The following is a 22,904-nucleotide window of genomic DNA, read 5'->3' as shown; positions in this document are numbered from 1 at the left end:
CCGTGCCGACCCGGCGCGTCTGTCCCACCCCAGAGCGCCGAGTCGGCGTCGATCAGTAGACGCTCGGCCCCGAGGTGGGGGCGTCGTAGGCCTCGGTGTCCGGCTTGATCTTGAACAGCTCGGCGCGGCGCTTGATCGTCTCGGCGCGGGCCAGACGAGGCTTGTCGCTGCCGTCGCGGATCACGCGGCCACCCTCCTCGAACTTGTGGAGGAACTCGTAGGCCCAGGTCACGTCCGACGGGGACGGGCTGAACGACTCGTTGATCACCGCGGGCTGCTCGAGATCGAGGCAGAGCTTGCCGGTCATACCCATCGCGACGCCGTCGGCGCCCTGCTCACGGAGCAGCGGGTGGCTGCTGCCGACGGTCGGGCCGTCGATCGGGCCCGGGAGGTTGCCGATCCGCGAAGCGAGAACGAGCTTGGTCCGCGGGTAGGCCATCGCGAGCGGGTCGTTCTCCGCACCGGTGTCGCGGCGGTAGTCACCCGAGCCGAACGCGAGCCGATAGGCGCCGCGGGCGCGAGCGATCGTCGCGGCGTCCTCGATCCCCAGCGCCGACTCGAGCAGCGGGATCACCGGGGTCGAGCCGCCGAGCCGCTGGAACGTGTCGGTCACCTGGTCCGGCGATTCGGTCTTCGCCAGCATCACCCCGGCGAGCGTCTCGATCCCGGCCAGCGCCGCGAGGTCCTCGCTCCAGTCCTCGGTGGTCCAGTCGTTGATGCGTACCCAGGCACGGCCGCCACCCTTGAGCCAGCTGGTCACGTTCTCGCGCGCCTGCGACTTGAGGGAGGTGTCGATCGCGTCCTCCATGTCGAGGATGATCTGGTCGGCTCGGCTCAGCTGGGCGTCATCGAAAATCTCCGTACGCATCGCGGAGACCAGGAGCCAGGACCGGGCGTTGTGGCCCTCGACTCGGTTGGCTTCGCGGACCTCGCGCTTCTCGGCGATCTGGCTCGTGCTCATCGTTCGTCTATCTCCCTACTGGCGTCCTGGAATGGCCGCGACTTCGGACGGTAAACCAACTTCTCGGTGACTCGCGAGTAGGAGCAGGCCTGAGGCGCGCGTTGAGACATGACTCACGTCGCCGCCTCCGGATCGGGCTCACCGGCCAGGTCCGGCATCGGCTGGACGATCTGGTAGACCGAGTAGAGGTCCCGTTCCTCGCCGGACGGCTGGCGGCCGGTGTCGCGGTAGCGCGCGACGATCTGGTTCAGCTCCTGCTGCAGCTGGAGCGCCTCGTCGCTGGTCAGCCGCAGGGAGGACTCCGACACGTAACGCTTCGCGGGATCGTCCTCCGGAGAGACCTTGAAGGCCTCGTCGACCAGGTGGTGGCCCCAGGCGACGGAGCTGCGCTGGAACACCGTGTACGCCGCCTCGCCTCCCGGCTGCTGGACCATCTCTCTCGGGCTGATGGTGATGTCGTCGTCGGTGAGCCGCCAGACACGGTCTCGCTTGTCCCGACCGGCGTCGGGGTCGACCTCCACCAGGCCGTACTTCGCCAGCTGTCGGAGGTGGAAGCTGGCCTGGTTGGCCGGGATGCCGGTGCGCTGCGCGACATCCGCGGCACGGAGGGATCCCGCTGCGGAGAGCTCGTGCAGCACCCGGTTGCGGGTCGGGTGGGCGATCGCGCGCAGGATCCGCGGGTCGTCGTACGTAGCCATGGCCGCAGTCTACAGAATTCCGCAACACATATTGCGCAACATATCTTGCGCACTCTATGGTGCGGGTATGCCCTCCTACCGCGAGCTCGCCCGCAACCACGACTTCACCGCCCTCTGGATCGGTGCCACCGTCGCCGAGCTCGGCACCCGGGTGAGCCTCTTCGCGATGCCCCTGGTCGCCTACGCGATGACCGGATCCGCCTTCTGGGCCGCGTCCGCGGAGGCGATCCACCTCATCGGGATGGTGGGCATGCTGCTGCCCGCCGGGGTGATCGCCGACCGCCGCCATCGGCTGCGGATCATGCGGTTCGCCCACGGCTCGGGCACCGTCCTCTACGCCTCGCTCGCGGTCGCCGGGATCCTCGGCTCGCTCACCCTCCCTCATCTGCTCCTCGTTGCCCTCCTCACCGGAGCGCTCAACGGGCTCTTCCTCCCAGCCGAGAACTCAGCGATCAGATCGGTCGTCGCGGCCGACGACCTCCCGACGGCCCTCTCCCAGCAGCAGGCACGCCAGCACATCGCCGGACTGCTCGGCGGGCCGCTCGGCGGCGTGCTGCTCGGCGTCACCCGCTGGGCGCCGTTCGCCGGAAACGCCATCGCGTACGCCGCCGGCTGGCTGCTCCTCGGACGCGTCCGAGCCGACCTCTCGGCCCCGCCGGCCCTCGCCCGTGCGCCTCATGAGAAGGCCTCGGCCGACCTGGTCGCGGGGCTGCGCCACAGCTGGCAGCAGCCATTTCTACGTACGCTGCTCTTCTTCGGGCCCGCCGCCAACCTCGCCGTCAACGCGCTCTTCTTCATGGCCCTGCTGCGACTGATCGAGGCTGGGTTCCCGGCCTGGCAGATCGGGCTGGCCGAGGCGGCGATCGGAGCGTGCGGGATCCTCGGCGCGCTGGTCGCTCCCTGGCTCATCGACAGGATCCCGACGGGCAGACTCACCGCCCTGGTCGCCTGGAGCTTCGTGCCGCTCTCGATCCCGCTGGCGTTCTGGACCCACCCGGCGGTGATGGCCCTGGCGGTCTCCGTCGGTCTCTTCCTCAACCCCGCCGGCAACGCCGGCGTCTCGGCGTACCGGATGGCGATCACCCCACCGGAGCTGGTCGGACGCGTGCAGTCCGCGGCCCAGTTCGTCTCCATGCTCTCGATCCCGCTGGCGCCCGCGCTGGCCGGGGCACTGCTCGCCGGCACCGACGGCACCACCGCGGTCCTCGCGGTCACGGCGCTGGTCGCTCTCGCCGCTCTCATCCCCACGCTCGCCCGTTCGGTGAGGTCGATCCCGCGCCCCGCGGACTGGCAGACCCTGCCCTCGAACGACGACAACCTCAGCCACACACGCACTTCAGAGCGTAAAAATCCGGTTCCGCAAGGCTAACCTTCTCAAAGTCCCCCAACGCAACGTTTTGCTCCTCGGAAGCAAAGGATCCCCTCGCAATGCTCAACCGGGCCTGTCTGGCTTTGGCACTTCTGGCCGGCGTGTTCGTCGCGGTGATGTCCCCGGGACCGGCTCACGCCGTGACCGACTCGTGGGCCGAGTGGGCGCCCGTCTCCGGGACGTCCAACGACTACTCCACGACGATGACCCAGCGTTCCGCGGGCTTCCCCGCGGCTCAGATGGCCAGCGACTCCCGGGCCAACGTCGCCCTCCCCAGCGGCGCGAGCACGTTCCTCGACACCAGCACACCTCCCGGAGCGAAGTACGGATCGAGCCGCGGCTCGGCCTACATCAACCTGCGCCCGAAGGCCGACACCCCGACCGGCGCCTCGACCACGACGTACGCCTTCGAGAACCCCACGCCCGACACCGGCTGGGCCTTCGTGCTCGGTGACATCGACTCCGACCAGGTCCAGGTCCAGGCGACCGACGAGAACGGCGAGGACGTCCCGGCCACGGAGATCTCCTCATGGTTCCAGGGATCGTTCAACTACGCCGGCGGCACCGACCAGCCGACCTGGAACCCGGCGACCTCGACGCTGACCGGCAACCCCACCGCCACCGACACCAACGGCGCCAGCGGCTGGTACGAGCCCGACATCCGGCTCACCAGCCTGACCTTCGTCTTCACCCGCCGGGCCGGGTTCCCGGTCTACCAGACCTGGTTCGTCAGCCGGGCGCGGCCGATCGGCGGCACCGTCGCCGACGTGTCTACCTCCGGGTCCTGCCCGGTCGAGAGCTCGGTGCTCACCCTCGTCTCGCCCTACGGGGAGACGCTGGCCACCACGAGCCCCGCCGCCGACGGCACCTACTCCTTCGGCGACTTCGCCACCCAGGACGGCTACACCGTCCGGCTCAGCCAGCCCGACGGATGCGCGATCGTCGGGCAGACCGAGGCGACCGTCAGCAACCGCGGCGAGGACGGCGACCCCGCCTCCCGGGCCGACTTCGAGGTGCGCCAGGTGATCCCGCAGGCGATCAGCGGCACCGTACGCGACGACGCCGGCGCTCCGGTCCCGGGCGCGACCGTGACCCTCACCCGGCCCGACGGGACCACCGCGACCACGACCACCGGCACCGACGGCAGCTACCTCTTCGACGACAACGCGGTCGGCACCGGCTACTCGGTGACCCTGACGGTGCCCGAGGGCTACACCGCGGGCCCCGACGGCACGACCCGCTCCGACATCACCGTCGACGACACCCCCATCACCGACCAGGACTTCGTGGTCGACCAGCTGGCCAGCGTCTCCGGCACCGTGACCGGCGGCGGCAGCGGGCTCGGCGGCGTCCAGGTGCGCCTGGTCCCCGCCGGCGGCGGCGACCCGATCACCACCGTCACCGACGGCGACGGCAACTACCGGCTCGACGGGGTGCCGCCCGGCGACTACACCGCCGAGATCGACGCACCCGAGGGATACACCGGCGCCACCACGCGACCGGTCACCGTGGCCACGAGTGACGTCACCGGGGTCGACTTCGACCTCACCCGCCCCGGCACGATCACGGGCAGGGTCACCGACGCCTCCACGGGAGACCCGGTCGCCGGAGTCACCGTCACCGTCGACGGGCCCGACGGCCCGGTCACCGCCACCACCGACGACGCGGGCGGCTACATCGTCGAGGGTCTCCCTCCGGGCGACTACACCATCACCGTCACCGCACCCGACGGGATGCGGGTCGTCGGTGAGGCCTCACGTACGGTCACGATCACCTCGGCCGGCGAGATCCGGGGCGGACAGGACTTCAGGGTCGACGAGGTCCCCTCGCCGAGCCCCACACCGGACCCGACCCCGACCCCGGACCCGACCCCGGATCCCACGCCGACCCCGGACCCGACGCCCACGCCGGACCCGACCGACATGCCGATCCCCGGCGGAAATGAGAATCCGCCGGCGGCCCCGAACCCGGGACCGCCGACGGAAACCTCACCTCAGAGCTCACTGCCGGATACCGGCGGCCCGTCGTGGGTGTTCGCCGCGCTCGGCATCTCGCTCCTGCTCGCCGGCACGGTGCTCACCGTGACAGCGCGTCGAGCGTCCCGAACGCGAGGTTGACCTCCTCGTTGACCGCTGAGGTCGCCCAGATCTCCCACCGCAGCGGGTGATCCACGATGGCCTCGGGGAACCGCTCGCGGATCGCGGTCGGGAAGTACGCCACCAGGCGCTTCGTCATCTCCGGGTCCGCGGCCGGGTCGGGGACGCCCTCGGCGACCAGCTCGCGCCGGCGTTCGATCTTGGTCCAGGCGAGCACGACGGCGAGCTCGGGGGCGGTGAGCCCCTCCCCCGCCTCCAGACGGCGCGCGACCTCGGTCGAGGAGGGCAGGCCCTCCACGTCGCGGTCGAGCAGGCCTGCGGTGACCCACTCCGCGATCTGGCGCTCGTGAGCCTCCAGGAGCTGCGGGGCCGAGGCCACCGCACGGGTCAGGGTCACGTTGTGGGCCTCGTTGTCGGCCAGCACCAGCGCGGCGACCTCGTCGGTCATCTCCTCGAGGAGCTCGTCACGCGCGGCCAGCGTCAGCGAGCCCGCGCGTACCTCCCGGTCCAGCAGGATCTTGAGGTTGACCTCGTGGTCGGAGGTGTCGACACCGGCGGAGTTGTCGATCGCGTCGGTGTTGATCAGCCCACCCTTGCGGGCGAACTCGACGCGGCCGGCCTGGGTGATGCCCAGGTTGCCGCCCTCACCGACGACCCGCACCCGCAGCTCGGCGGCGTCCACACGGACCCCGTCGTTGGCGTGGTCACCGGCGTCGGCGTCGGTCTCGCTGGACGCCTTGACGTACGTCCCGATCCCGCCGTTCCACAGCAGGTCGACCGGCGCCCGCAGGATCGCGCTGATCAGCTCCTGCGGCGTGAGCCGCTTGACGTCGGTCGCCAGACCGAGCGCCTGCCGCACCTCGGGGCTGATCGGCACCCACTTCAGCTGCCGCGACCACACGCCGCCGCCCGCCGAGATCAGTGAGGTGTCGTAGGACTCCCAGGTCGACCGGGGCATCTCGAAGAGCCGCTTCCGCTCCCGGAAACCCACCGCCGCGTCGGGCGTGGGGTCGATGAAGATGTGCCGGTGGTCGAAGGCGGCCACGAGCCGGATGCGGTCCGAGCGGAGCATGCCGTTGCCGAAGACGTCACCGGACATGTCCCCGACGCCGACCGCGGTGATCTCATCGGTCTGCGGGTCGATGCCGAGCCGCTTGAAGTGGTGCTGCACCGAGACCCAGGCGCCACGCGAGGTGATGCCCATGGCCTTGTGGTCGTAGCCCGCCGAACCGCCGGAGGCGAACGCGTCGCTGAGCCAGAAGTCGTACTCCGCCGCGACCGAGTTGGCCAGGTCGGAGAACGTCGCGGTGCCCTTGTCGGCGGCGACGACGAGGTAGGAGTCGTCGGCGTCGTGGCGCACCACGTCGGGCGGCGGCACGATCTCACCGTCCACCCGGTTGTCGGTGACGTCGAGGAGACCACGCAGGAACGTGACGTACGCGTCCGGACCGGCCACGCCCTTGGGGACGAAGCCGCCCTTCGCGCCGCCCGGCACGATCACGGTGTTCTTGACCTGCTGCGCCTTCGCCAGCCCGAGCACCTCGGTGCGGAAGTCGTCGCGCCGGTCGCTCCACCGCAGCCCACCACGGGCCACGGCGTCGAAGCGCAGGTGCACGCCCTCGACGTCGGGCGAGTAGACGAAGATCTCGTACGCCGGCCGCGGCAGCGGCAGGTCGGGCAGCTGCTGCGGATCGAACTTGAACGCGAGGTAGCTGCGCCCGCGGTAGTAGTTGGTCCGCGTCGTCGCCTGGATCGCGGTGACGTAGCTGCGCAGGATCCGGTCCTGGTCCAGGCTCGCCACGTCGTCGAGGGCCTCGATGATCGCCTCGGCCCGCTTCGTCTCGTCACGCGTGGTGAGCGTGGGGTCGAAACGGGTCTCGAACAGCTCCACGATCTGCCGGGCGATGCCCGGGTTGGTGCACAGCGCGTTGCCGATCGAGAAGAACGAGTTCGGCGTACCTGCCTGGCGCAGGTAGCGGCCGTAGGCACGCAGCATGGAGACCTGACCGTGGTCGAGACCGGCCAGGACCAGCGCGTTCAGCCCGTCGATCTCGCTGCGACCGGACCAGGCCTGGTGCAGCGCGGCGACCAGCTGGGTGGGCGTGCCGACCGGCGTGCCGGCGTAGGCGAGGCCGAAGTCGTAGATGTACCACTCCTCCGACCCGGACGTGCCGACACCCTCGAGGTCGTAGGGCCGCTCGTCGGTGACCTCGAACCCGAACGAGGACAGGATCGGGAGCATCAGGGACAGCGAGAGCGGGCCACCGGTGCGGAAGATCTTGATCCGGAACCCGCCCGGGCTCTCCGGGTCCTTGTAGAAGGAGAAGTCGACCGCCTCGCCCTGGTGCGAGAGCATCTCGAGCCGGGTCAGGTCGGCGGCGCCGGTGTCGGCGTCGAAGTCCTCCTTGTATGCCTCCGGGAAGGCGTCGAGCACGTGCGCGAGCCGGGCGGCGCCGTCCTCGCCCGCGTGGGCGATGACCGCGCTGACCAGGTCGTCGCGCCAGCTCCGTGCGGCCTTGCGCAGCCGCGACTCGAGGCTGTCGACCAGCCCCGGGGTGTCCAGGGCCTTCCCCAGCGACTCGGTGGTGCCGTGGACCACGAAGTGCACCCGGGCGGTGGTCGACTCGCTGATGCGTACGGTGAACTCCAGGTCGGTGCCGCCGAGTGCGTCGAGAAGAACCTTCGAGAACCGCTCACGGACCGTCGTGTTGTAGCGGTCACGCGGCAGCGAGACGAGCACCGAGACATAGCGACCGTACGTGTCGGGCCGGACGGCCACCCGCAGGATGCGACGCTCGATCGCTCCCAGCGCGGCCTCGGCGAGGTCCATCAGCTCCTCGGTGGAGGCGTGGAAGAGCTCCTCGCGAGGGTAGGACTCCATCGCGTCGAGCATCGCCTTGCCGGTGTGGCTGCGGGCGTCGTAGCCGGTGTGGTCGAGGACCGCGGCGACCTTGCCGCGTACGACCGGGATTCGGGTCACCGACTGCCGGGCCGCCTTCGTGGTGAAGAGGCCGAGGAAGCGGTGCTCGCCGATCACCTCACCGGCGCCGTTGAAGATTTTGATGCCGACGTGGTCGAGGTAGGCGGGCTCCCCGACGGTCGAGCGTGAGTTGGCCTTGGCCAGGACGAGCATGACCTTGTCGCGGGCGTGGGCGGCGACCTTGGGCGGCATCTTGCCGTGGTCGGGTGCCTGCGGCGGGTCGGCGCGCAGGATGCCCAGGCCGGTGCCGGAACGACCGCGCAGGTAGTCGCCGTCGAGGCGGTACTCGCGGTAGCCGGTCAGCAGGAAGTGGTCTTCGGCCAGCCAGGCCAGCAGCTCGGCGGCCTCGGAGGCCTCCTCGCGCGGCACGCTGTTGGGCGGGGTGTAGCGCAGGCCAGCCGCGATCTCCGCCAGCCGGCGGTGCAGCCTCGGCTCGTCCTCGACGACCTCGCGTACGTCCTCGAGGACTCCCTCGAGGCCCGAGACGATCTCCTTGGCGGCGTCGGGCGCGAGACGGTCGATCTCGATGTGCATCCACGACTCGCTGATGTCGCCTTCGTTCACCCCCTCGAGCGCACCGGTCACGTCACGGGCGACGTCGATGACGGGGTGGACGACGAGATGTACGTCGAGGCCACGACGGTAGAGCTCGGTCTTGACCGAGTCCACGAGGTAGGGCATGTCGTCGACGACGATCTCGACGACGCTGCGGCCTCCGGCGGACCAACCGTCTGCGGCGGTGGTCGGGGTGAGGATGCGCACGGCGGCGGTGCCCTGCGGGCGGTTCGCCGCCAGCGCCAGATGCGATCCCACCGCGCCGGCGAGATCAGCCTCGCTGCGGCCGGTGAGCTCCTCAGGGGCTACATGGCGGAAGTAGGTGGTGCTCGGCAGGCGGTTCTGCAGGACGTTCTGCTGAGCTTGGACAGGTTTGATATGCGTCTCCGTTGACACACCAGTCACGGTATCCCGCGAGGGCTCTGAGTAGGCGGCTCGATCCGAAGGAATCGCCGATGTGAGTCATAGGCTCACGACCTCCCAGCACCCTGGGGGTAAAGAGCATACTCCTGGAATGTGTCCGTTCTCTCGGCGGCTCTGTTGATGACTCTGACCGCACTAGGCGTCATGATGTGTGGTTATGAGCAAGAAGCTGTCGATCGACCTGGCCTACGACGCGCCGATCGCAGCCGTCTCGGGGATGCTCGCCGACGCGGCGTTCCGCGAGCAGGTCTGCGACGCCCAGCACGCGCTGTCCAAGAGCGTGGCGATCACCGGTTCGACGGTGAGCATCCGCTACGCCCAGGCGGTCAGCGGAGTGCCCGGGTTCGCGAAGAAGTTCGTCGGCGACACCATCGAGGTGCACCAGGACGAGATCTGGTCGGCCGACTTCACCTCCGGCGACCTCAAGGTCACCCTTCCGGGCAAGCCGGGCTCGCTCTCCGGCATCGCGCGGCTGGCCGAGAACGGCACGAAGACCATCGAGACGGTCACCCTGACCGCTACCGTGAATGTGCCCCTGGTCAGCGGAAAGCTGGAGGATCTCATCCTCTCGATCTTCAAGAAGGCGCTCGAGAAGGAGCATGAGGTAGGCACCCGCTGGCTCGCCGCCTGAGCCTCCTCATCCCCCGTCCCAACCCGCAGAAGAGCCCCAAAGGATTCGGCAATGACGACGACCCTTCAGCACGAGCTCGTCTACGACGCCCGCATGGGCGAGGTGTCCGCGATGCTCGCTGATCCGGGCTTCCGCGAGCGGGTCGCCGACGCCCAGGGAGCGCTCCGTCGCCGGGTGACCATCGGCGGTGCGCCGCGGGAGGTCCGGATCGACCGGGTGCAGTCGACCGTCGGCGTACCCTCCTTCGCGAAGCGCATCGTCTCCGGCGACCTCACCGTCCATCAGAACGAGGTCTGGTCCTCCGACACCGTCGCCGTCGTCGACATCACCGTCCCCGGCGGCCTGGCCACCCTGCGCGGCAACATCTCGCTGTCCGAGTCCGACGGGCGCACCACCGAGAGCGTGCGGCTGAACATCAAGGTGCCCGTGCCGCTGGTCGGCGCCAAGCTCGAGGAGTACGTCGAGGAGCTGATGCTCAAGGCCTTCGACCTCGAGCAGGCTGTCGGCGCGGCGTACCTCTCTCGGTGATTCTCTCGATCCGATGCAACCGGATCGAAAAGTTAACCGTCCCAATAGGTGACCGGCAATAAGTTGCCGGTTCTCGGTCCCCGGATCAGGAGGGATTCGGGCCACACACTGGAGGGGCATCTCGATGGTCAAACCTCGTACTCGCACTCGGCAGCTGGTCTCGGCCGGCATCGGGCTGGTGGCAGCCGCGCTCGTCGTCACGACGACGGTGACGGCGAACTCCGGCCCCGCGAGCGGCAGCACCGGCAAGGGAGCACTCAAGCTCGTGGCCGCCTCGGACACCGTCGAGGTCGAAGCCTGGGGCGGGGAGGCGTACGTCCAGCCGTCGGTCTGGCTGGCCGCCTACGACGCGGGCTTCGAGTTCCGCGCTACGCAGTCGGCCTATGACAAGCCGGTCAAGCTGACCAAGACCGTCATCCGGGGCAAGAAGCGCACCACCACGACCGCGCCGGCCGCGATCGTCGACGGCATGAAGGGCTTCAAGAACGGGCTCCGGGTCACCCTGAAGAACAAGTCCGGCAAGGTGATCCTCGACGAGAAGCACCCGCTCTGCCCCGGCGGCTACGACCGGCAGCGGGTGCAGACCGACGGCGCCACCGGCCCGGTCTACCCCGAGTTCTGCGGCGGCAACTGGTTCACCAAGGGCGTCCTGTACGGCATCGAGCGCGGCATGGCGGTACCGACCGTCTCCGACCTCGGCTTCCAGACGAAGGGCGAGACCGAGCTCGTCATGACGATGAGCATCGACAAGCCGGTCGCCGACTTCCTCGGGCTGTCGACGTCCAACCGCACCGCCAAGCAGAACCTGGTCATCGTCGACCAGTGCCCCGACGGCAACTGCGAAGGGGAAGGCGGGGAGGGAGGCGTCGGCATGGGCGCCATGGCGGCCCACGGAGCCGAGGACGACCAGGGCGCCCGCACCGTGGTGCCGCGAGAGACGCTGGAGGGCGGCGAGAACGGCCGCGGCCGGCTCCCGCTGGGCGGCGCCCGCGGCGAGATCACGCCGGGCAAGCCCACGAAGGACACCCTGCCCGACCTCATCTCGCTGCCCGCCTGGCAGATCTCGACCGAGGTCGACGAAGGCGGAACCGACCGCCTCAACTTCGCCGCCAACGAGTGGAACGCCGGCCCCGCGCCGATGATCGTGGAGGGCTTCCGCCGCGGCACCGCGCCGGTCATGGACGCCTACCAGATGTTCTACCGCGACGGTAAGCAGGTCGGGGTCAAGAAGACCGGCACCATGGAGTTCCACGAGGCCCCTGAGCACAACCACTGGCACTTCCTCGACTTCGCCAAGTACGAGCTGGTCGACGCCAAGGACAAGGTCGTCTCCACCAGCGGCAAGCAGTCCTGGTGCCTCGCGCCCACCGACCCGGTGGACCTGACCGTGCCCGGCGCGACGCTGCGGCCCAGCCAGACCGGCCTGGAGTCGGCCTGTGGCGAGAAGTCCGCACTCTGGCTGCGGGAGAGCATGCCGACGGGTTGGGGTGACACCTACAACCAGGCCCAGACCCAGGCCTTCGACCTGAGCAAGGTCAAGAACGGTACGTACCGGATCAAGGTCACCGTCAACCCCGACGGCAACCTCTACGAGCGGACCCGGGCGAACAACGTCAGCTACCGCACCGTCACCATCGGCGGCAAGGCCGGCGCTCGCACCGTCAAGGTCCCGCCGTATCAGGGCGTCGACACCGAGACCTGGTGGAACGAGGAGTGATCTAGCCGATCAGGTCGGGGATCTCCTGGGTCGCGAACCAGCCCAGATCCTCGTCGGGGTCCGCGCCGGCCGGGCGATCCGCCAGGTCGGCATGGACCGCGGCGACGAGCTTGAGCGGAACCACCTGATCGCCCAGAGCCGCAGGGGCGTCGACGACGATCACGACCCTGCGCCCGGGACCGGCCAGGAGCGCCGCCGAGTCGTCGGCGGCGCTCATCAGGGCGGCGTACTCGGCCTCTTCGCTGTCGTCGGGGGCCGCGTAGCCGTCGGCGGTGCCGGGCAGCTCGCCCTTGGCGTACCAGTCAGCGAGGAGCTCGAGCGTGGCGGGTACGTAGATGCGGGTCACGGGTCGGATTCTGCCTCACTCGCCGGAGTTCTTGACCACGCGCAGGCCCCGGGGCGCGCGGAACCGGCGTCCGGAGACGGTGTCGAGGAGCTCGTCGAGGGCCTCGCTGATGCACTGGCCGACCAGCGACGCGTCGGGCACCAGGTCGCGGTCGGCGGTGATCGCGAAGAAGACCTGCCCGTCGTAGGAGGTCACCCCGATCGCGAGGGTGTGCCCCTCGGCCAGCGGGTGGATCGGATAGGAGGCGACCAGCCGGGAGCCGGCGGCGTAGCGCGGCTCCTGCGGGCCGGGGACGTTGCACACCGAGAGCAGGTAGTCGTGCTCGCTCTCGGCGGCCACCCGGGAGCCGATCACGTGGAAGGTCGCCGGGGCGAAGCCGCTGATCCCGGCCAGCCGCTGCGCACTGACCGTGCGGGCGTGCGCCTGGTGCTGCTCGAAGGAGTAGGACACCTGGTGGAGACGGACCACCGGCGACGGCTCCGCGACCGGGAGCACCACGAAGTGGGGCGCCACCGCGGAGCCGAGCTGGGTGGGGTCGAGCTCCTCGTCGATCACCGAGACCGGCACCAGCGCCGGCACCTGGCGTACGCCGGCCAGGGACTGCTGCCGGGTCATCAGCCAGGCGCGCAGACCGCCGGTGACGGCAGCCAGGATGACGTCGTTGACGGTGCCGCCGTGGGTGTCCCGGATGCGGCGGAAGTCGGCCAGGTCGGCCTGGAGCGTGACCACGAGCCGCTGCTGGGAGAGCGTCCCGTTGAGCGGCGTCGGCCGCTCCGGCGTGCGGCGGCTGAGCGCCCGGGCGATGCCGACGCCCGCGTTCTGGACATCCTTGGCCACCCCGGTGACCCGCCCCAGGGCGTAGCCGCCCAGGCTGCGTGCCGTGCCGGTCAAGCCGCTGACCGAGGTAACCGCGTCGAAGACCGCGCCGGCGACCAGACGCGCGCTCGACTGCGGCTCCGGCGGCTCCCACAGGTCCGGCACGATCGGCCCGACCTCGGGCTTGTCGTCGAGGAGTAGCTGGACCAGGTCGACGGTCTCGGCGCCGTCGACCAGCGCCTGATGGGTCTTGGTGATCAGCGCGACCCGGTCCCCGGCCAGGCCCTCGATGACGTACAGCTCCCACAGCGGCCGGGAGCGGTCCAGGGGCCGGGAGACGATCCGTCCGGCGAGGTCGAGGAGCTGATCCATCGAGCCTGGACGGGGCAGCGCGGAGCGGCGTACGTGGTAGGTGAGGTCGAAACGGTCGTCGTCCGCCCAGACGGGGTAGGCGATGCGGCCGGGCACGACACGCACCCGTTGGCGGTAGCGGGGCACGAAGGCCAGCCGGTCCTCGACGTGCTCGAGGAACGCGCCGTAGTCGAAGCCCTCGGACTTGGGCTCGATCAGCTCGATGCTCGCCACCTGGTGCGGCACCGCCAGCGTCTCCCCGTCAAGGAAAGCCACCTCGCGTGGCCGAAGTCGGTCACTCACGCTGCCTCCTCATGCCCTCTCAGCCCCCTCTTTGGTTCATGTGCGATTGTGGCAGACGCCAGCTTGAACTTAGCCCACGAAACGGGGGAGCAATGCGCCTCACGGCCCGGATCATCGCGGTCGTGGCAGCAATCTGCGGGATCGCGTGCGCCGCGACAGCCTGCGGAAACGACGTCGCCACCGAGCCCAGCAAAGACAGCGACCCGGTGGTCGTCGAGATCAACTTCTCCGGTGACTCGGTCGACCCGCACGGGACCCAGATCGACGTCCCCGTCGGCCACGGAGTCGAGCTCGACGTGACCGCCGACGCCGCCGGCGAGATCCACGTGCACTCCGACCCCGAGCAGTCCGCCGCCTACGGTGTGGGCACCACGCGGATCAGCCTGGGCGCATTCGACATCCCTGGTCAGTACGAGGTGGAGTCACACACCCTCGGCAAGACCATCGTCACCCTCGAGGTCAAGTGATCCTCACCCACGGCGTGGGTGGTCGCCAGGACCTCCCGCTGCCGCTCGAGTACGTCATCGCGGGCGCAGTCCTCGCCCTCCTCGTCTCCTTCGCGCTGCTGGTGCTGACCACCAAGCGCGCCGCCGAGGGCCAGGTCGTCGCCCGGCAAGATCCACAGAGTCGGAACCCACGCGGATGGCCGGTGCCCCGTCTCGGGCGTGTCGTCGACTCCCCCGCCTGGATCGCACTGTGGCGTGTCGTCGGGCTGCTGATCTTCGCCTACTTCGTGCTGGTCGCCTTCGCCGGCTCCGACAACGCCAACAACCCCATCTTCGGGATGACGTACGTCTGGCTGTGGGTCGGCCTCGTCCCGTTCTCCCTGCTCTTCGGGCGGGTCTTCCGGGCGATCAGCCCGGCCCGCACGATCGTGGCCGGACTGACGTGGCTGCGCGGTGCCGGCGATCCGCCGCTGCGCCTGCCCGAGCGGCTCGGCTACTGGCCGGCGGCGTTCACGCTGCTCGCCTTCGCCTGGCTCGAGCTGGTCTACCCGGAGAACAACTATCTCGGCCCCGTACGTCTCTGGCTGGCCGTCTACCTGGCCGTGATGATCCTCGGCGGCGTGCTCTTCGGCGATGAGTTCCTGGAGCGCTGCGACCCGTTCGAGGTCTACTCGTCACTGACCGCGCGGCTGTCGGTGTGGGGACGTACGCAGGCCGGCAACCTGGTCCTGCGGACCCCGCTCGGCAACCTGGACACCCTGCGTCCGACGCCAGGGCTGGTCGCGGTCGTCTCGGTGCTCTTCGGCACCATCGTCTACGACTCCTACCGCGAGTCGCCGCCGTGGCTCCAGTTCGTGCAGAACCCGGAGATCTCGGGCAACACCGCCTACGTGATCAGCAACGTCGCCCTGATCGCGTTCCCGCTGCTCGTAGCCGGTTTCTACTGCGCCGGGACGATGATGACCGGCGTGGGGGACGTGCCGCGCCGGGCGCTGCCCGGCGAGCTGGCGCCGTCGCTGGTGCCGATCATCGTCGGCTACGTGGTGGCCCACTACCTCAGCTACTTCTGGGAGAGCGGGCTGGCAACGCTGCGCAACGCCTCGGATCCGTTCGGAAACGGAAGCGACTGGTTCGGAACGGCGGACCTGCCGGTCTCCTACTTCTTCGCCTTCCACGCCACGCTGCTGGCCGTCATCAAGGTGGCCGCGGTGATCACCGGACACGTGCTGGGAGTCTGGTCGGCCCACATCCGGGCGCTCCAGGTGCTTCCGCCGCAGCACCTGGTGACCGGGCAGATCCCGCTTCTGCTCACGATGGTCGGCTTCACTGTTGGTGGGTTGTATCTACTGTTCGCTGCCTAGCGCGTCTCTGCTTCACGGTTCACCCACCACGCATCCACAAAGCAGCGCAACAGTACCTAATGCGGACTAACAGGTTGGCTCGATGGTTTACGGCCGCTTGCAGAGTCTGGGAGACTGATCCTTATGTCTGGTACCCCCCGCTTCCTGACTCTTGCCGACGTCGCCGAGGTGCTCAACACCTCGAGCGCACAGGTCTATGCCCTTGTCCGCCGTGGTGAGCTCCCCGCCATCAAGATCGGCGGACGCGGCCAGTGGCGCGTTGAGTCCAGCGTCCTCGAGAAGTTCATCGATGACATGTACTCGCAGACCAAGGCCTTTGTGGCCGACCACCCGTTCGTCGAGGCCGAGGCGCCCGCGCCCGCTGCCACGCCGGACGCTTCTTGAGTCACAGCAACCTCAACCCCCACAACTAAACCTTCCCCACAACAACGCGAAGAGTTGCCAGGCATGCTGCCGAGCAGCTCTTCGCGTCTTTTCACGCCGTTGTGTCCTCGCCGGTGACCACCGCACAGGCATCCGGGCTGTGCGCAGGGGCAGCGCCGGCCGCCTTCCGGAGCAACTGGCGCAGCGTGCCACGCTCCTCGGGCTCCAGACCGGAGAGCACGCCCGCCTCGGCTGCCGCTACCTGGCGGCACAGCGCGGCGACAGCCTCCGCGCCGGCCTCGGTCGCGACCACCTGGCGCTGGCGGCGGTCGGCGGGGTTGGCACGCCGCTCGACCAGCCCCGCCTCGACCAGGTCGTCGACGAGGTAGGTCATCACGGTGCGGTCGATGCCCAGATGGGTCGCCAGGGCGAGCTGGCTGGGCTGGTCGCCCCGGACGACCGCACACATCGTCTCGTAGCCGCGCTGCCCGTGCGGGAACTCACCGATCGCGGCGTTGACGTGCTCCCGGTAGCCGCGCAGCAGGGTGCCGAGGCTCCATCCGAGGTCGGCATCGGTCTGCTCGTCTGCGTTCGTGGTCACGGGAACATCCTAGCAATTCGTGCTGTTGAACCAATCGTCTGTTTCACATACGATCTTCGTCACCGCGTATTGGAGGATGTGCATGACGATCGAACTGGGCGTCGCCCTCGCTGCCGGCCTCGCCCCGGAGCGACTACTCGCCCTGGCCCGCCGGGCCGAGGAGGGCGGCCTGGACCTGGTCGTGCTCGACCCCGGCGCCGACGATCCATGGACCGTTGCCACCTGGCTGCTCGGCAGCACCAAGGCGATCCAGATCGGGGTCGGCATCGAGGCGGCGGGCATGGCGGACCCCTCGGCCCCTGACGGATGGTCTCCCCAGGTGGCCGAGAAAGCGAGGCAGAACCTCGACCAGCTCGCCGGCGCCCGCCTGCTCACCGACACGTCCGCCTGGATCGTCGCTCCCGCAGGGGCGACCGCGGACTCACTGACCTCGTCGACCTCGCCGACCTCCGACGAGCTGAGCCCCGGTGGCCGTGCGGTGGTCGTCCCGGCCACGACCGAGGCCGAGGTCGACCGGGTCGCGGGGCTGCTCGCCGAGCTCGGCGGCCCGGCTTCGGGCAGGCCCCGGCGTCCCGCGGCGGTGCGCGCGCTGCGCCGGCCGGGGATTGCCTACGACGAGATCCCGGCGACCCTGGTGGCCGGCGCGGTGGAGCCGGGCGACCCGAGCTATCGCGGCGTGCGCTCGACCTATCTGCGCGGCGGGAGCCCGGGTCTGGTGCTGCGGCCGCGTACGCCGGCGGAGGTGTCCGACGCGATCGGCTTCGCCCGCCGCCACACCGATCTACCCCTCGGGATCCGCAGCGGCGGCCATGGCGTGAGCGGACGCTCGACGAACGACGGCGGGATCGTGATCGACCTGAGCGCCATGAACCGGATCGAGGTGATCGACCCGGCGCGGCGCCTGGTCCGCATCGGCCCCGGCGCCACCTGGAAGCAGGTGGCCGCGGCCCTCGACACGTACGGCTGGGCGATCGGCTCCGGCGACTACGGCGGTGTCGGTGTCGGCGGTCTGGCAACCGCGGGCGGCATCGGCTTCCTCTCGCGCGAGCACGGCCTGACCATCGACCATCTGATCGCGGTCGAGGTGGTGCTCGCCGACGGGTCGCTGGTCCGCGCCACCGCGACCGAGAACCCCGACCTGTTCTGGGGCGTACGCGGTGCCGGGGCCAACTTCGGTGTGGTCACCGCCTTCGAGCTCGAGGCCCACGAGGTCGCGGAGGTCGGTTCCGCCCAGCTGATGCTGGTCGTTCCCGACCTCGAGGAGGCGCTGCTCCGCTTCGGCGAGATCGCCACCTCCGCGCCTCGCGACACCACGGTGTTCCTGGTGACCGGCCCACCGCAGCCAGGAGGTTCGGTGATCCAGCTCTACGGGCTGGTCGACTCCTCCGACCCCGAGACCATCGTCGAGCGGCTCAACCCGTTCGCCGGCCTCGGCAGTCTCGTCCAGCAGCAGGTGGTCCTGGCCCGCTACACCGACGTCATGAACCAGGCGCCGGACGTCGGCAGCGACGGGCACCACGGCCATGGGGAGCCACACTCGCACTCGGGTCTGATCGGCGCGCTCACCCCGGAGTTCGCACGCGACGCGGCCGCCATGCTGCGTACGGGCGGTGTGCAGTTCTTCCAGCTGCGCACCATGGGCGGTGCGATCGCCGAGGTCGACCCGGGCGAGACCGCGTTCCCGCATCGTGATGCCGCGTTCCAGGTGACCGGTCTCGGCGGGAACCGGCGTGCGCTCGACGCAGCCTGGGACGGCTTGCGCAACCATCTGGACGGTCTCTATCTCAGCTTCGAGACCGACACCGACCCGGACCGGCTGGCCGACGCCTTCGGGACCCGGGCGCTGGATCGGCTGCGGGAGATCAAACGACGCTACGACCCGCAGAACCTGTTCCGCGACAACTTCAACATCGCACCACACTTCAACTCGAACAACGACCCGGCGGAGGAAGCATGAGCGACTACGGACACGACCTACTCTTCGGCACCTTCGTCACCCCCAGCGCACGGACGCCGCAACGCGTCGTCGACCTCGCCGTCACCGCCGACCGAGCAGGACTGGATCTGGTCACCTTCCAGGACCACCCCTATCAGCCGGCGCTCCTCGACGCCTGGACCCTGATCTCGTACGCCGCTGCGCGCACCGAGCACATCCACCTGGCCGGGAACGTCCTCTCCCTGCCGCTGCGCCCGCCCGCGACGCTCGCCCGTGCGGTCGCCTCCCTGGACCGGCTGACCGGAGGCCGCATCGAGCTCGGACTCGGCGCCGGGGCCTTCTGGGACGGGATCGCCGCGATGGGCGGTCGCCGGCTCGGCGCCGGCGCGGGGGTCGACGCGCTGCGCGAGGCGATCGACATCATCCGGGACGTGTGGGACACCGACAGCCCCGGCGGCGTCCACTTCCGCGGCGACTACTACGTCGCCGACGGCGTCAAGCGGGGACCCGCCCCCGCCCACGACATCCCGATCTGGGTCGGCTCCTACAAGCCCAGGATGCTCGCGCTGACCGGTGCGCACGCCGATGGGTGGCTGCCCACGATGGAGTACATCGAGGGTGGTCCGGCCGCGGTTCCCGGCCTCAACGAGCGCATCGACGAGGCGGCCGTCGCAGCGGGCCGCTCCCCCGGCGACGTACGCCGCCTTCTCAACGTCATGAACGTCTCGCTCCAGCCGGCCAGCCGCGGACTGCTCGACGGGCCGGTGGACCAGTGGGTCGAGGATCTGGCCGGACTCACCCTGGAGCACGGCTTCTCCGCGTACCTCATCGGAGGCGACGACCCTGCCATCACCGAGCGCCTCGGCGCCGAGATCGCCCCGGCTGTGCGGGAGCTGGTCGCGGCGGAGCGTGGCGTCGATGTCTAGGCGAGGTTCTCGGTCTGCGCCTCGAGCTTGATCTTGAGCTCGTGGCGGGCGCCGTTGCGCATCACCGTGAACTCGACCGTCTCCCCGGGCTGGTGGGCACGGATGGCGACGATCATGCCGATCCCGTCGGTGACGGTGACGTCTCCGACCTTGGTGACCCGGTCGCCGTCCTTGAGCCCACCGGCGGCGGCCGGCGAGCCGGCGTCGACCACCGAGATCAGCGCTCCGTTGTGATCGGCCGCCTGCACGTCGACGGAGGCGCCCACGATCGGGTAGGTCGCCTTGCCGGTCTTCAGGATCTGCGCGGCGGTCACCTTGACCTGGTCGATCGGGATCGCGAAGCCGACGCCGATGCTGCCGCCCTCGCCGCCCTCTCCCCCGCCGGCGGTCGCGATGGCCGAGTTGACCCCGATCACCTGGCCGACGAGGTTGACCAGGGGACCGCCGGAGTTGCCGGGGTTGATCGCCGCGTCGGTCTGGACGGCGTTGATGTAGGAGGTGTCGTCCTCGGTCTGCCCGGTGCTCACCGGGCGCTGGAGCGCACTGACGATGCCCGAGGTCACCGTGGAGCTGAGGCCGAGCGGCGACCCGATGGCGACGACGCCCTCACCGATCCTCAGCCGTGACGTGCTGCCGAGCGAGGCCGGCTCGAGCTCCTTGACCTCGGGAACGTCGAGGACCGCGAGGTCGTAGACCGCGCTGCGCCCGACGACGTCGGCCTTGTAACGGCGGCCCTTGTGGTCGACCACCTCGATGCTGCCCTTGGCCTTGGCGGCGTCGGCGACCACGTGGTTGTTGGTCACCACGTGGCCGTTCCGGTCGAAGACGAAGCCGGAGCCGGTCGCGGCGTCCTCGACGCCCTGGTACTCGGCGAAGATCTGGACCGTCGAGGGCAGCAGCGTCGCGGCCACCTTCACGATGCTGGCGTCGTCACCCTCGAGGGGCGCGTCGGTCTCGATCGAGCCCGGTTCGAGCCCACCGCCGGCCAGGCTGGACATGTCGTCCTGGTCCTCGAGTACGCCGCCGGCATAGCCGCCCAGCACGCCGAGCAGGAACGCGACGGCGGCCGCGAGCGCCCAGATCGGGCCGGGGACACGGCGGCGCTGCGAGGAGTCGGTCCGGGGTGAGGACGGTGGTGGCGCAGGCGGGCTGTCGAACCCGGGCAGGGAACCGCCCGGCGGTGGCGGCGGCACCATCGGCGGCACCATCGGCGGCAGCGGAGCGGTGTCGGCGGCCGGAGCCGGCTCGACGGCAGGTCTCGGCATGCCCGGCAACGGCACCTCGGCCGTGTCCCGCTCGTCGTCGACAAGGGCGTCGGGGGACGACTGCCCGGCCGGGGGCACGTCGGACGGTGGTGCCCAACGGGAGATCGGCCGCGACTGGTCGTCTTGTGGTTCCTGCGTCACGACACCCATTCTTCCCACTCGCCCCAACAATGGGCAGCCCGGGTCTCGTGTCGCGTCGTCAGACGGATGGTCAGCGGCGTACGTGGGCGACGACGGGGGCGCCCGGAGTGCCCGGGACCTGGGTGACCGCGGTGACCGGAAGATTCCTGGGAACCGGCGCGTCGGCCGGCGCGGCTGCGAAGGCGAACATGCCGAAGACAGCGGCACCGACAGCCCCGCCGCCGGCGGCGACCATCACCAACGTGCGCCGCATCGAGCGGGGGTCGGAGTAGGTCTCGTCGAGGTCGTCGGCGGGCCACATCGAGGCGGCCAGGACACCTCCGCGGAGCGAGCCCTTGAGGTCGGCCGGCGCGGTGACGCCGGGGTCGACGCTGAGGCCGGCAAGGCGTCGCTTGAGCCAGCCCTCGCGCTCCACCGCGCGGCGGCAGGCGCAGCACTCGTGCACGTGCGCCCAGGCCCGCTCCTCGTCTGCTGCCGGGAGCTGTCCGTCGAGAAGCGCGCTGATGCGTGCGCCGAGGTGGTTACCGAGAAGACTCATGAAGCCCCGCCCCACAACACCTTGGGCCCGGAGTGACGCAGTCGTCCGCCGCGCGGGGCGCGGTGGGCGAGGGTGTCACGGAGCATCGCCCGGCCGCGGTGGATACGCGAGCGGACGGTGCCGAGCTTGGCACCGAGGATCTCGGAGATCTCCTCGTAGGAGAGCCCCTCCACGTCACAGAGCACGACCGCGGCCCGGAAGTCGGGCGGCAGCGTGGCCAGCGCGCGCTCGATGTCGTCATCGAAGCGCTGGTCGGTGTAGGCCACGTCCGGCGTCGGGCCGCTGCTCGTCAAGCGCGAGGCGCGCTCGTCGGAGAGGGCATCGAAGCGGATCCGCTGCTTACGACGGGCCTGGTCGAGGAAGAGGTTGGTGGTGATCCGGTGCAGCCAGCCCTCGAAGGTGCCGGGGCTGTAGGTGTCGAGAGAGCGGAAGACGCGCACGAAGACCTCTTGGGTGAGGTCCTCCGCGTCGTGGCGGTTGCCGGTGAGACGGTAAGCGAGCCGGTAGACCCGGTCGGAGTGCTTCTCCACGATCTCGTCCCACGTCGGAACACCCGGCTCTTCGGTCGGGGTCTGCATGGGCTCCGCGGTCATGGTGCTCCTGTCGTCTGTCTCGCTGATCGCTGACATCTCCTACGGTAGATCGCCTGGGACCGGAAGGGCTGAGAGTTGCCTGTGAGGCTCCTATTTTTCCTCTTCCTGTGCTCTTCCAACGCACAAGTTGGATCAGGCGTTCCCGCACCGTTACGCGAAACAGGTTAGGTTTTGCGGTGTGACCAGCCCTGTCTCGACCGCAAGTTGGACCTACGCCGACGAGTTCGTCGCGGAGGACGACCTCCTCGCAGCCGCCCGATCCCGGGCCGAGGAGGTCGGAGTCGCACCCATCGGGCCGGGCGGCGGTGCGGCGCTGCGCTTCCTCGCCTCCGTCCTGGATGCGAAGAACGTCGTCGAGGTCGGCACCGGCACCGGTGTCTCGGGGCTGTGGCTGCTGCGCGGCATGCGCCCCGAGGGGGTCCTGACCACCGTCGACATCGAGACCGAGCACCAGCGGCTGGCCCGGCAGAGCTTCACCGAGGCCGGTTTCGGCCAGCGGCAGGCGCGGTGCATCGCCGGCGCCGCCCTCGACGTACTCCCCCGGCTCACGGACAACCACTACGACCTGGTCTTCGTCGACGGCGACAAGACCGAATACTCGGCCTACCTCAAGGAAGCGCTGCGCCTACTCCGTCCCGGCGGCGTCGTCGCCTTCGACAACGCGCTGTGGCACGACCGCGTGGCGGACCCGTCCGTACGCGACGAGGAGACCGCCACCATCCGCGAGCTCAACCAGCAGGTCGCCGACAACGACGGCCTCATCCCGCTGCTGCTCCCGGTGGGCGACGGCCTCCTGCTCGCCCGCAAGATCTAACCCAAGCGTCACGTACGTCGGCCGAGATGGCATCTGCATGCCATCTCGGCCGACGTTGGGGGGCGCACGGCCCCCGGGGGTGGGGGGTGGTGAGGGACCGAAACCGGCGAGGGGGTCAGCGCGGGGCACCCAACGGGGGAGGGCCC

Annotated in this window: 20 protein-coding genes; 11 read left to right on the top strand and 9 right to left on the bottom strand. The window is 70.0% G+C overall.

The window, feature by feature from the left end:
• Positions 1 to 52 precede the first annotated feature (52 nt).
• Both ABT304_RS14805 and ABT304_RS14800 read right to left on the bottom strand, forming a co-directional pair.
• Positions 53 to 961 carry an HpcH/HpaI aldolase/citrate lyase family protein gene (locus ABT304_RS14805; RefSeq protein WP_350716158.1) on the bottom strand — a complete coding sequence of 303 codons (909 nt, stop codon included), beginning with the start codon at positions 959 to 961 and terminating at the stop codon, positions 53 to 55.
• A 113-nt stretch (positions 962 to 1,074) separates the two neighbouring features.
• Positions 1,075 to 1,659, bottom strand: coding sequence for an ArsR/SmtB family transcription factor (locus tag ABT304_RS14800; RefSeq protein WP_350716156.1), 585 nt, complete (start codon positions 1,657 to 1,659; stop codon positions 1,075 to 1,077).
• 67 nt (positions 1,660 to 1,726) lie between these two features.
• On the opposite strand from ABT304_RS14800, the gene ABT304_RS14795 reads away from it, so the two are divergent.
• Both ABT304_RS14795 and ABT304_RS14790 read left to right on the top strand, forming a co-directional pair.
• Positions 1,727 to 3,028, top strand: a complete 1,302-nt coding sequence (locus ABT304_RS14795; protein WP_350716154.1) for an MFS transporter — start codon at positions 1,727 to 1,729, stop codon at positions 3,026 to 3,028.
• A 59-nt stretch (positions 3,029 to 3,087) separates the two neighbouring features.
• Positions 3,088 to 5,145 (top strand): MSCRAMM family protein, encoded by a 2,058-nt coding sequence (locus ABT304_RS14790; RefSeq protein ID WP_350716152.1) that lies wholly within the window; start codon positions 3,088 to 3,090, stop codon positions 5,143 to 5,145.
• Here the strand turns inward: ABT304_RS14790 and ABT304_RS14785 are convergent.
• Positions 5,105 to 9,055 (bottom strand): NAD-glutamate dehydrogenase, encoded by a 3,951-nt coding sequence (locus ABT304_RS14785; RefSeq protein WP_350716151.1) that lies wholly within the window; start codon positions 9,053 to 9,055, stop codon positions 5,105 to 5,107. The genes ABT304_RS14790 and ABT304_RS14785 overlap by 41 nt on opposite strands.
• Positions 9,056 to 9,239: 184 nt before the next feature.
• Between ABT304_RS14785 and ABT304_RS14780 the strand changes: the two genes are divergently transcribed.
• From ABT304_RS14780 to ABT304_RS14770, 3 genes are all read left to right on the top strand, one after another.
• A complete protein-coding gene (locus ABT304_RS14780; protein ID WP_350716149.1) occupies positions 9,240 to 9,713 on the top strand; it encodes a DUF2505 domain-containing protein in 474 nt (157 codons plus the stop codon).
• 51 nt (positions 9,714 to 9,764) lie between these two features.
• Complete coding sequence (locus ABT304_RS14775; protein ID WP_160024749.1) at positions 9,765 to 10,241, top strand: DUF2505 domain-containing protein; 477 nt, start codon at positions 9,765 to 9,767, stop codon at positions 10,239 to 10,241.
• Between the two features lie 124 nt (positions 10,242 to 10,365).
• Positions 10,366 to 11,958 carry a lysyl oxidase family protein gene (locus ABT304_RS14770; RefSeq protein WP_350716147.1) on the top strand — a complete coding sequence of 531 codons (1,593 nt, stop codon included), beginning with the start codon at positions 10,366 to 10,368 and terminating at the stop codon, positions 11,956 to 11,958.
• A 1-nt stretch (position 11,959) separates the two neighbouring features.
• On the opposite strand, the gene ABT304_RS14765 is transcribed toward ABT304_RS14770, so the two are convergent.
• Together ABT304_RS14765 and ABT304_RS14760 are read right to left on the bottom strand one after the other, a co-directional pair.
• Positions 11,960 to 12,304 carry a DUF6912 family protein gene (locus ABT304_RS14765; RefSeq protein WP_350716145.1) on the bottom strand — a complete coding sequence of 115 codons (345 nt, stop codon included), beginning with the start codon at positions 12,302 to 12,304 and terminating at the stop codon, positions 11,960 to 11,962.
• 15 nt (positions 12,305 to 12,319) lie between these two features.
• Positions 12,320 to 13,774: a wax ester/triacylglycerol synthase family O-acyltransferase gene (locus ABT304_RS14760; protein ID WP_201451087.1), complete on the bottom strand. Its 1,455-nt coding sequence runs from the start codon at positions 13,772 to 13,774 to the stop codon at positions 12,320 to 12,322.
• Positions 13,775 to 13,866: 92 nt separating this feature from the next.
• Here ABT304_RS14760 and ABT304_RS14755 point away from each other — a divergent pair, with 92 nt between their 5' ends.
• From ABT304_RS14755 to ABT304_RS14745, 3 genes are all read left to right on the top strand, one after another.
• Positions 13,867 to 14,241: a hypothetical protein gene (locus tag ABT304_RS14755; protein ID WP_160024752.1), complete on the top strand. Its 375-nt coding sequence runs from the start codon at positions 13,867 to 13,869 to the stop codon at positions 14,239 to 14,241.
• Positions 14,238 to 15,581, top strand: coding sequence for a hypothetical protein (locus ABT304_RS14750; RefSeq protein ID WP_350716143.1), 1,344 nt, complete (start codon positions 14,238 to 14,240; stop codon positions 15,579 to 15,581). Before ABT304_RS14755 ends, ABT304_RS14750 begins: the two co-directional genes overlap by 4 nt.
• 123 nt (positions 15,582 to 15,704) lie before the next feature.
• A complete protein-coding gene (locus tag ABT304_RS14745) occupies positions 15,705 to 15,965 on the top strand; it encodes a helix-turn-helix domain-containing protein (protein WP_091049065.1) in 261 nt (86 codons plus the stop codon).
• A gap of 91 nt (positions 15,966 to 16,056) precedes the next feature.
• On the opposite strand, the gene ABT304_RS14740 is transcribed toward ABT304_RS14745, so the two are convergent.
• Positions 16,057 to 16,545, bottom strand: a complete 489-nt coding sequence (locus tag ABT304_RS14740; RefSeq protein ID WP_350716141.1) for a MarR family winged helix-turn-helix transcriptional regulator — start codon at positions 16,543 to 16,545, stop codon at positions 16,057 to 16,059.
• A gap of 82 nt (positions 16,546 to 16,627) precedes the next feature.
• On the opposite strand from ABT304_RS14740, the gene ABT304_RS14735 reads away from it, so the two are divergent.
• Positions 16,628 to 18,502 (top strand): FAD-binding protein, encoded by a 1,875-nt coding sequence (locus ABT304_RS14735; protein WP_350716140.1) that lies wholly within the window; start codon positions 16,628 to 16,630, stop codon positions 18,500 to 18,502.
• Positions 18,499 to 19,407 (top strand): LLM class flavin-dependent oxidoreductase, encoded by a 909-nt coding sequence (locus tag ABT304_RS14730; protein WP_350716138.1) that lies wholly within the window; start codon positions 18,499 to 18,501, stop codon positions 19,405 to 19,407. Before ABT304_RS14735 ends, ABT304_RS14730 begins: the two co-directional genes overlap by 4 nt.
• Here ABT304_RS14730 and ABT304_RS14725 read toward each other — a convergent pair.
• The 3 genes from ABT304_RS14725 to sigE all read right to left on the bottom strand — a co-directional run bounded on the left by ABT304_RS14725 (position 19,404) and on the right by sigE (position 21,944).
• The gene (locus ABT304_RS14725; RefSeq protein WP_350716136.1) at positions 19,404 to 20,813 is read right to left on the bottom strand and encodes a S1C family serine protease; all 1,410 of its coding nucleotides are present in this window, start codon (positions 20,811 to 20,813) and stop codon (positions 19,404 to 19,406) included. The two genes, ABT304_RS14730 and ABT304_RS14725, sit on opposite strands and share 4 nt — an antisense overlap.
• A 70-nt stretch (positions 20,814 to 20,883) precedes the next feature.
• Positions 20,884 to 21,351: an anti-sigma factor gene (locus ABT304_RS14720; protein WP_160024758.1), complete on the bottom strand. Its 468-nt coding sequence runs from the start codon at positions 21,349 to 21,351 to the stop codon at positions 20,884 to 20,886.
• Positions 21,348 to 21,944, bottom strand: a complete 597-nt coding sequence (sigE, locus tag ABT304_RS14715; RefSeq protein ID WP_502890346.1) for an RNA polymerase sigma factor SigE — start codon at positions 21,942 to 21,944, stop codon at positions 21,348 to 21,350. The genes ABT304_RS14720 and sigE overlap by 4 nt, the downstream gene beginning before the upstream one ends.
• Before the next feature lie 178 nt (positions 21,945 to 22,122).
• On the opposite strand from sigE, the gene ABT304_RS14710 reads away from it, so the two are divergent.
• On the top strand, positions 22,123 to 22,758 hold the full coding sequence (locus ABT304_RS14710; protein ID WP_160024760.1) for an O-methyltransferase: 636 nt from the start codon (positions 22,123 to 22,125) through the stop codon (positions 22,756 to 22,758).
• Positions 22,759 to 22,904: the final 146 nt, after the last annotated feature.

The sequence above is a fragment of the Nocardioides sp. NPDC000445 genome (assembly GCF_040300245.1).
In the GTDB taxonomy this organism is placed as follows: domain Bacteria; phylum Actinomycetota; class Actinomycetes; order Propionibacteriales; family Nocardioidaceae; genus Nocardioides.
Note: the sequence above shows the minus strand (reverse complement) of the source record. Positions and strands in the feature narration are given on the sequence as shown.

Excerpts from the sequence above, each read along its gene's own strand:
- ABT304_RS14805 (WP_350716158.1), bottom strand. The coding sequence starts at position 961 with ATGAGCACGAGCCAGATCGCCGAGAAGCGCGAGGTCCGCGAAGCCAAC.
- ABT304_RS14800 (WP_350716156.1), bottom strand. The coding sequence starts at position 1,659 with ATGGCTACGTACGACGACCCGCGGATCCTGCGCGCGATCGCCCACCCG.
- ABT304_RS14795 (WP_350716154.1), top strand. The coding sequence starts at position 1,727 with ATGCCCTCCTACCGCGAGCTCGCCCGCAACCACGACTTCACCGCCCTC.
- ABT304_RS14790 (WP_350716152.1), top strand. The coding sequence starts at position 3,088 with ATGCTCAACCGGGCCTGTCTGGCTTTGGCACTTCTGGCCGGCGTGTTC.
- ABT304_RS14780 (WP_350716149.1), top strand. The coding sequence starts at position 9,240 with ATGAGCAAGAAGCTGTCGATCGACCTGGCCTACGACGCGCCGATCGCA.
- ABT304_RS14775 (WP_160024749.1), top strand. The coding sequence starts at position 9,765 with ATGACGACGACCCTTCAGCACGAGCTCGTCTACGACGCCCGCATGGGC.
- ABT304_RS14770 (WP_350716147.1), top strand. The coding sequence starts at position 10,366 with ATGGTCAAACCTCGTACTCGCACTCGGCAGCTGGTCTCGGCCGGCATC.
- ABT304_RS14755 (WP_160024752.1), top strand. The coding sequence starts at position 13,867 with ATGCGCCTCACGGCCCGGATCATCGCGGTCGTGGCAGCAATCTGCGGG.
- ABT304_RS14745 (WP_091049065.1), top strand. The coding sequence starts at position 15,705 with ATGTCTGGTACCCCCCGCTTCCTGACTCTTGCCGACGTCGCCGAGGTG.
- ABT304_RS14735 (WP_350716140.1), top strand. The coding sequence starts at position 16,628 with ATGACGATCGAACTGGGCGTCGCCCTCGCTGCCGGCCTCGCCCCGGAG.
- ABT304_RS14730 (WP_350716138.1), top strand. The coding sequence starts at position 18,499 with ATGAGCGACTACGGACACGACCTACTCTTCGGCACCTTCGTCACCCCC.
- ABT304_RS14720 (WP_160024758.1), bottom strand. The coding sequence starts at position 21,351 with ATGAGTCTTCTCGGTAACCACCTCGGCGCACGCATCAGCGCGCTTCTC.
- sigE (WP_502890346.1), bottom strand. The coding sequence starts at position 21,944 with ATGACCGCGGAGCCCATGCAGACCCCGACCGAAGAGCCGGGTGTTCCG.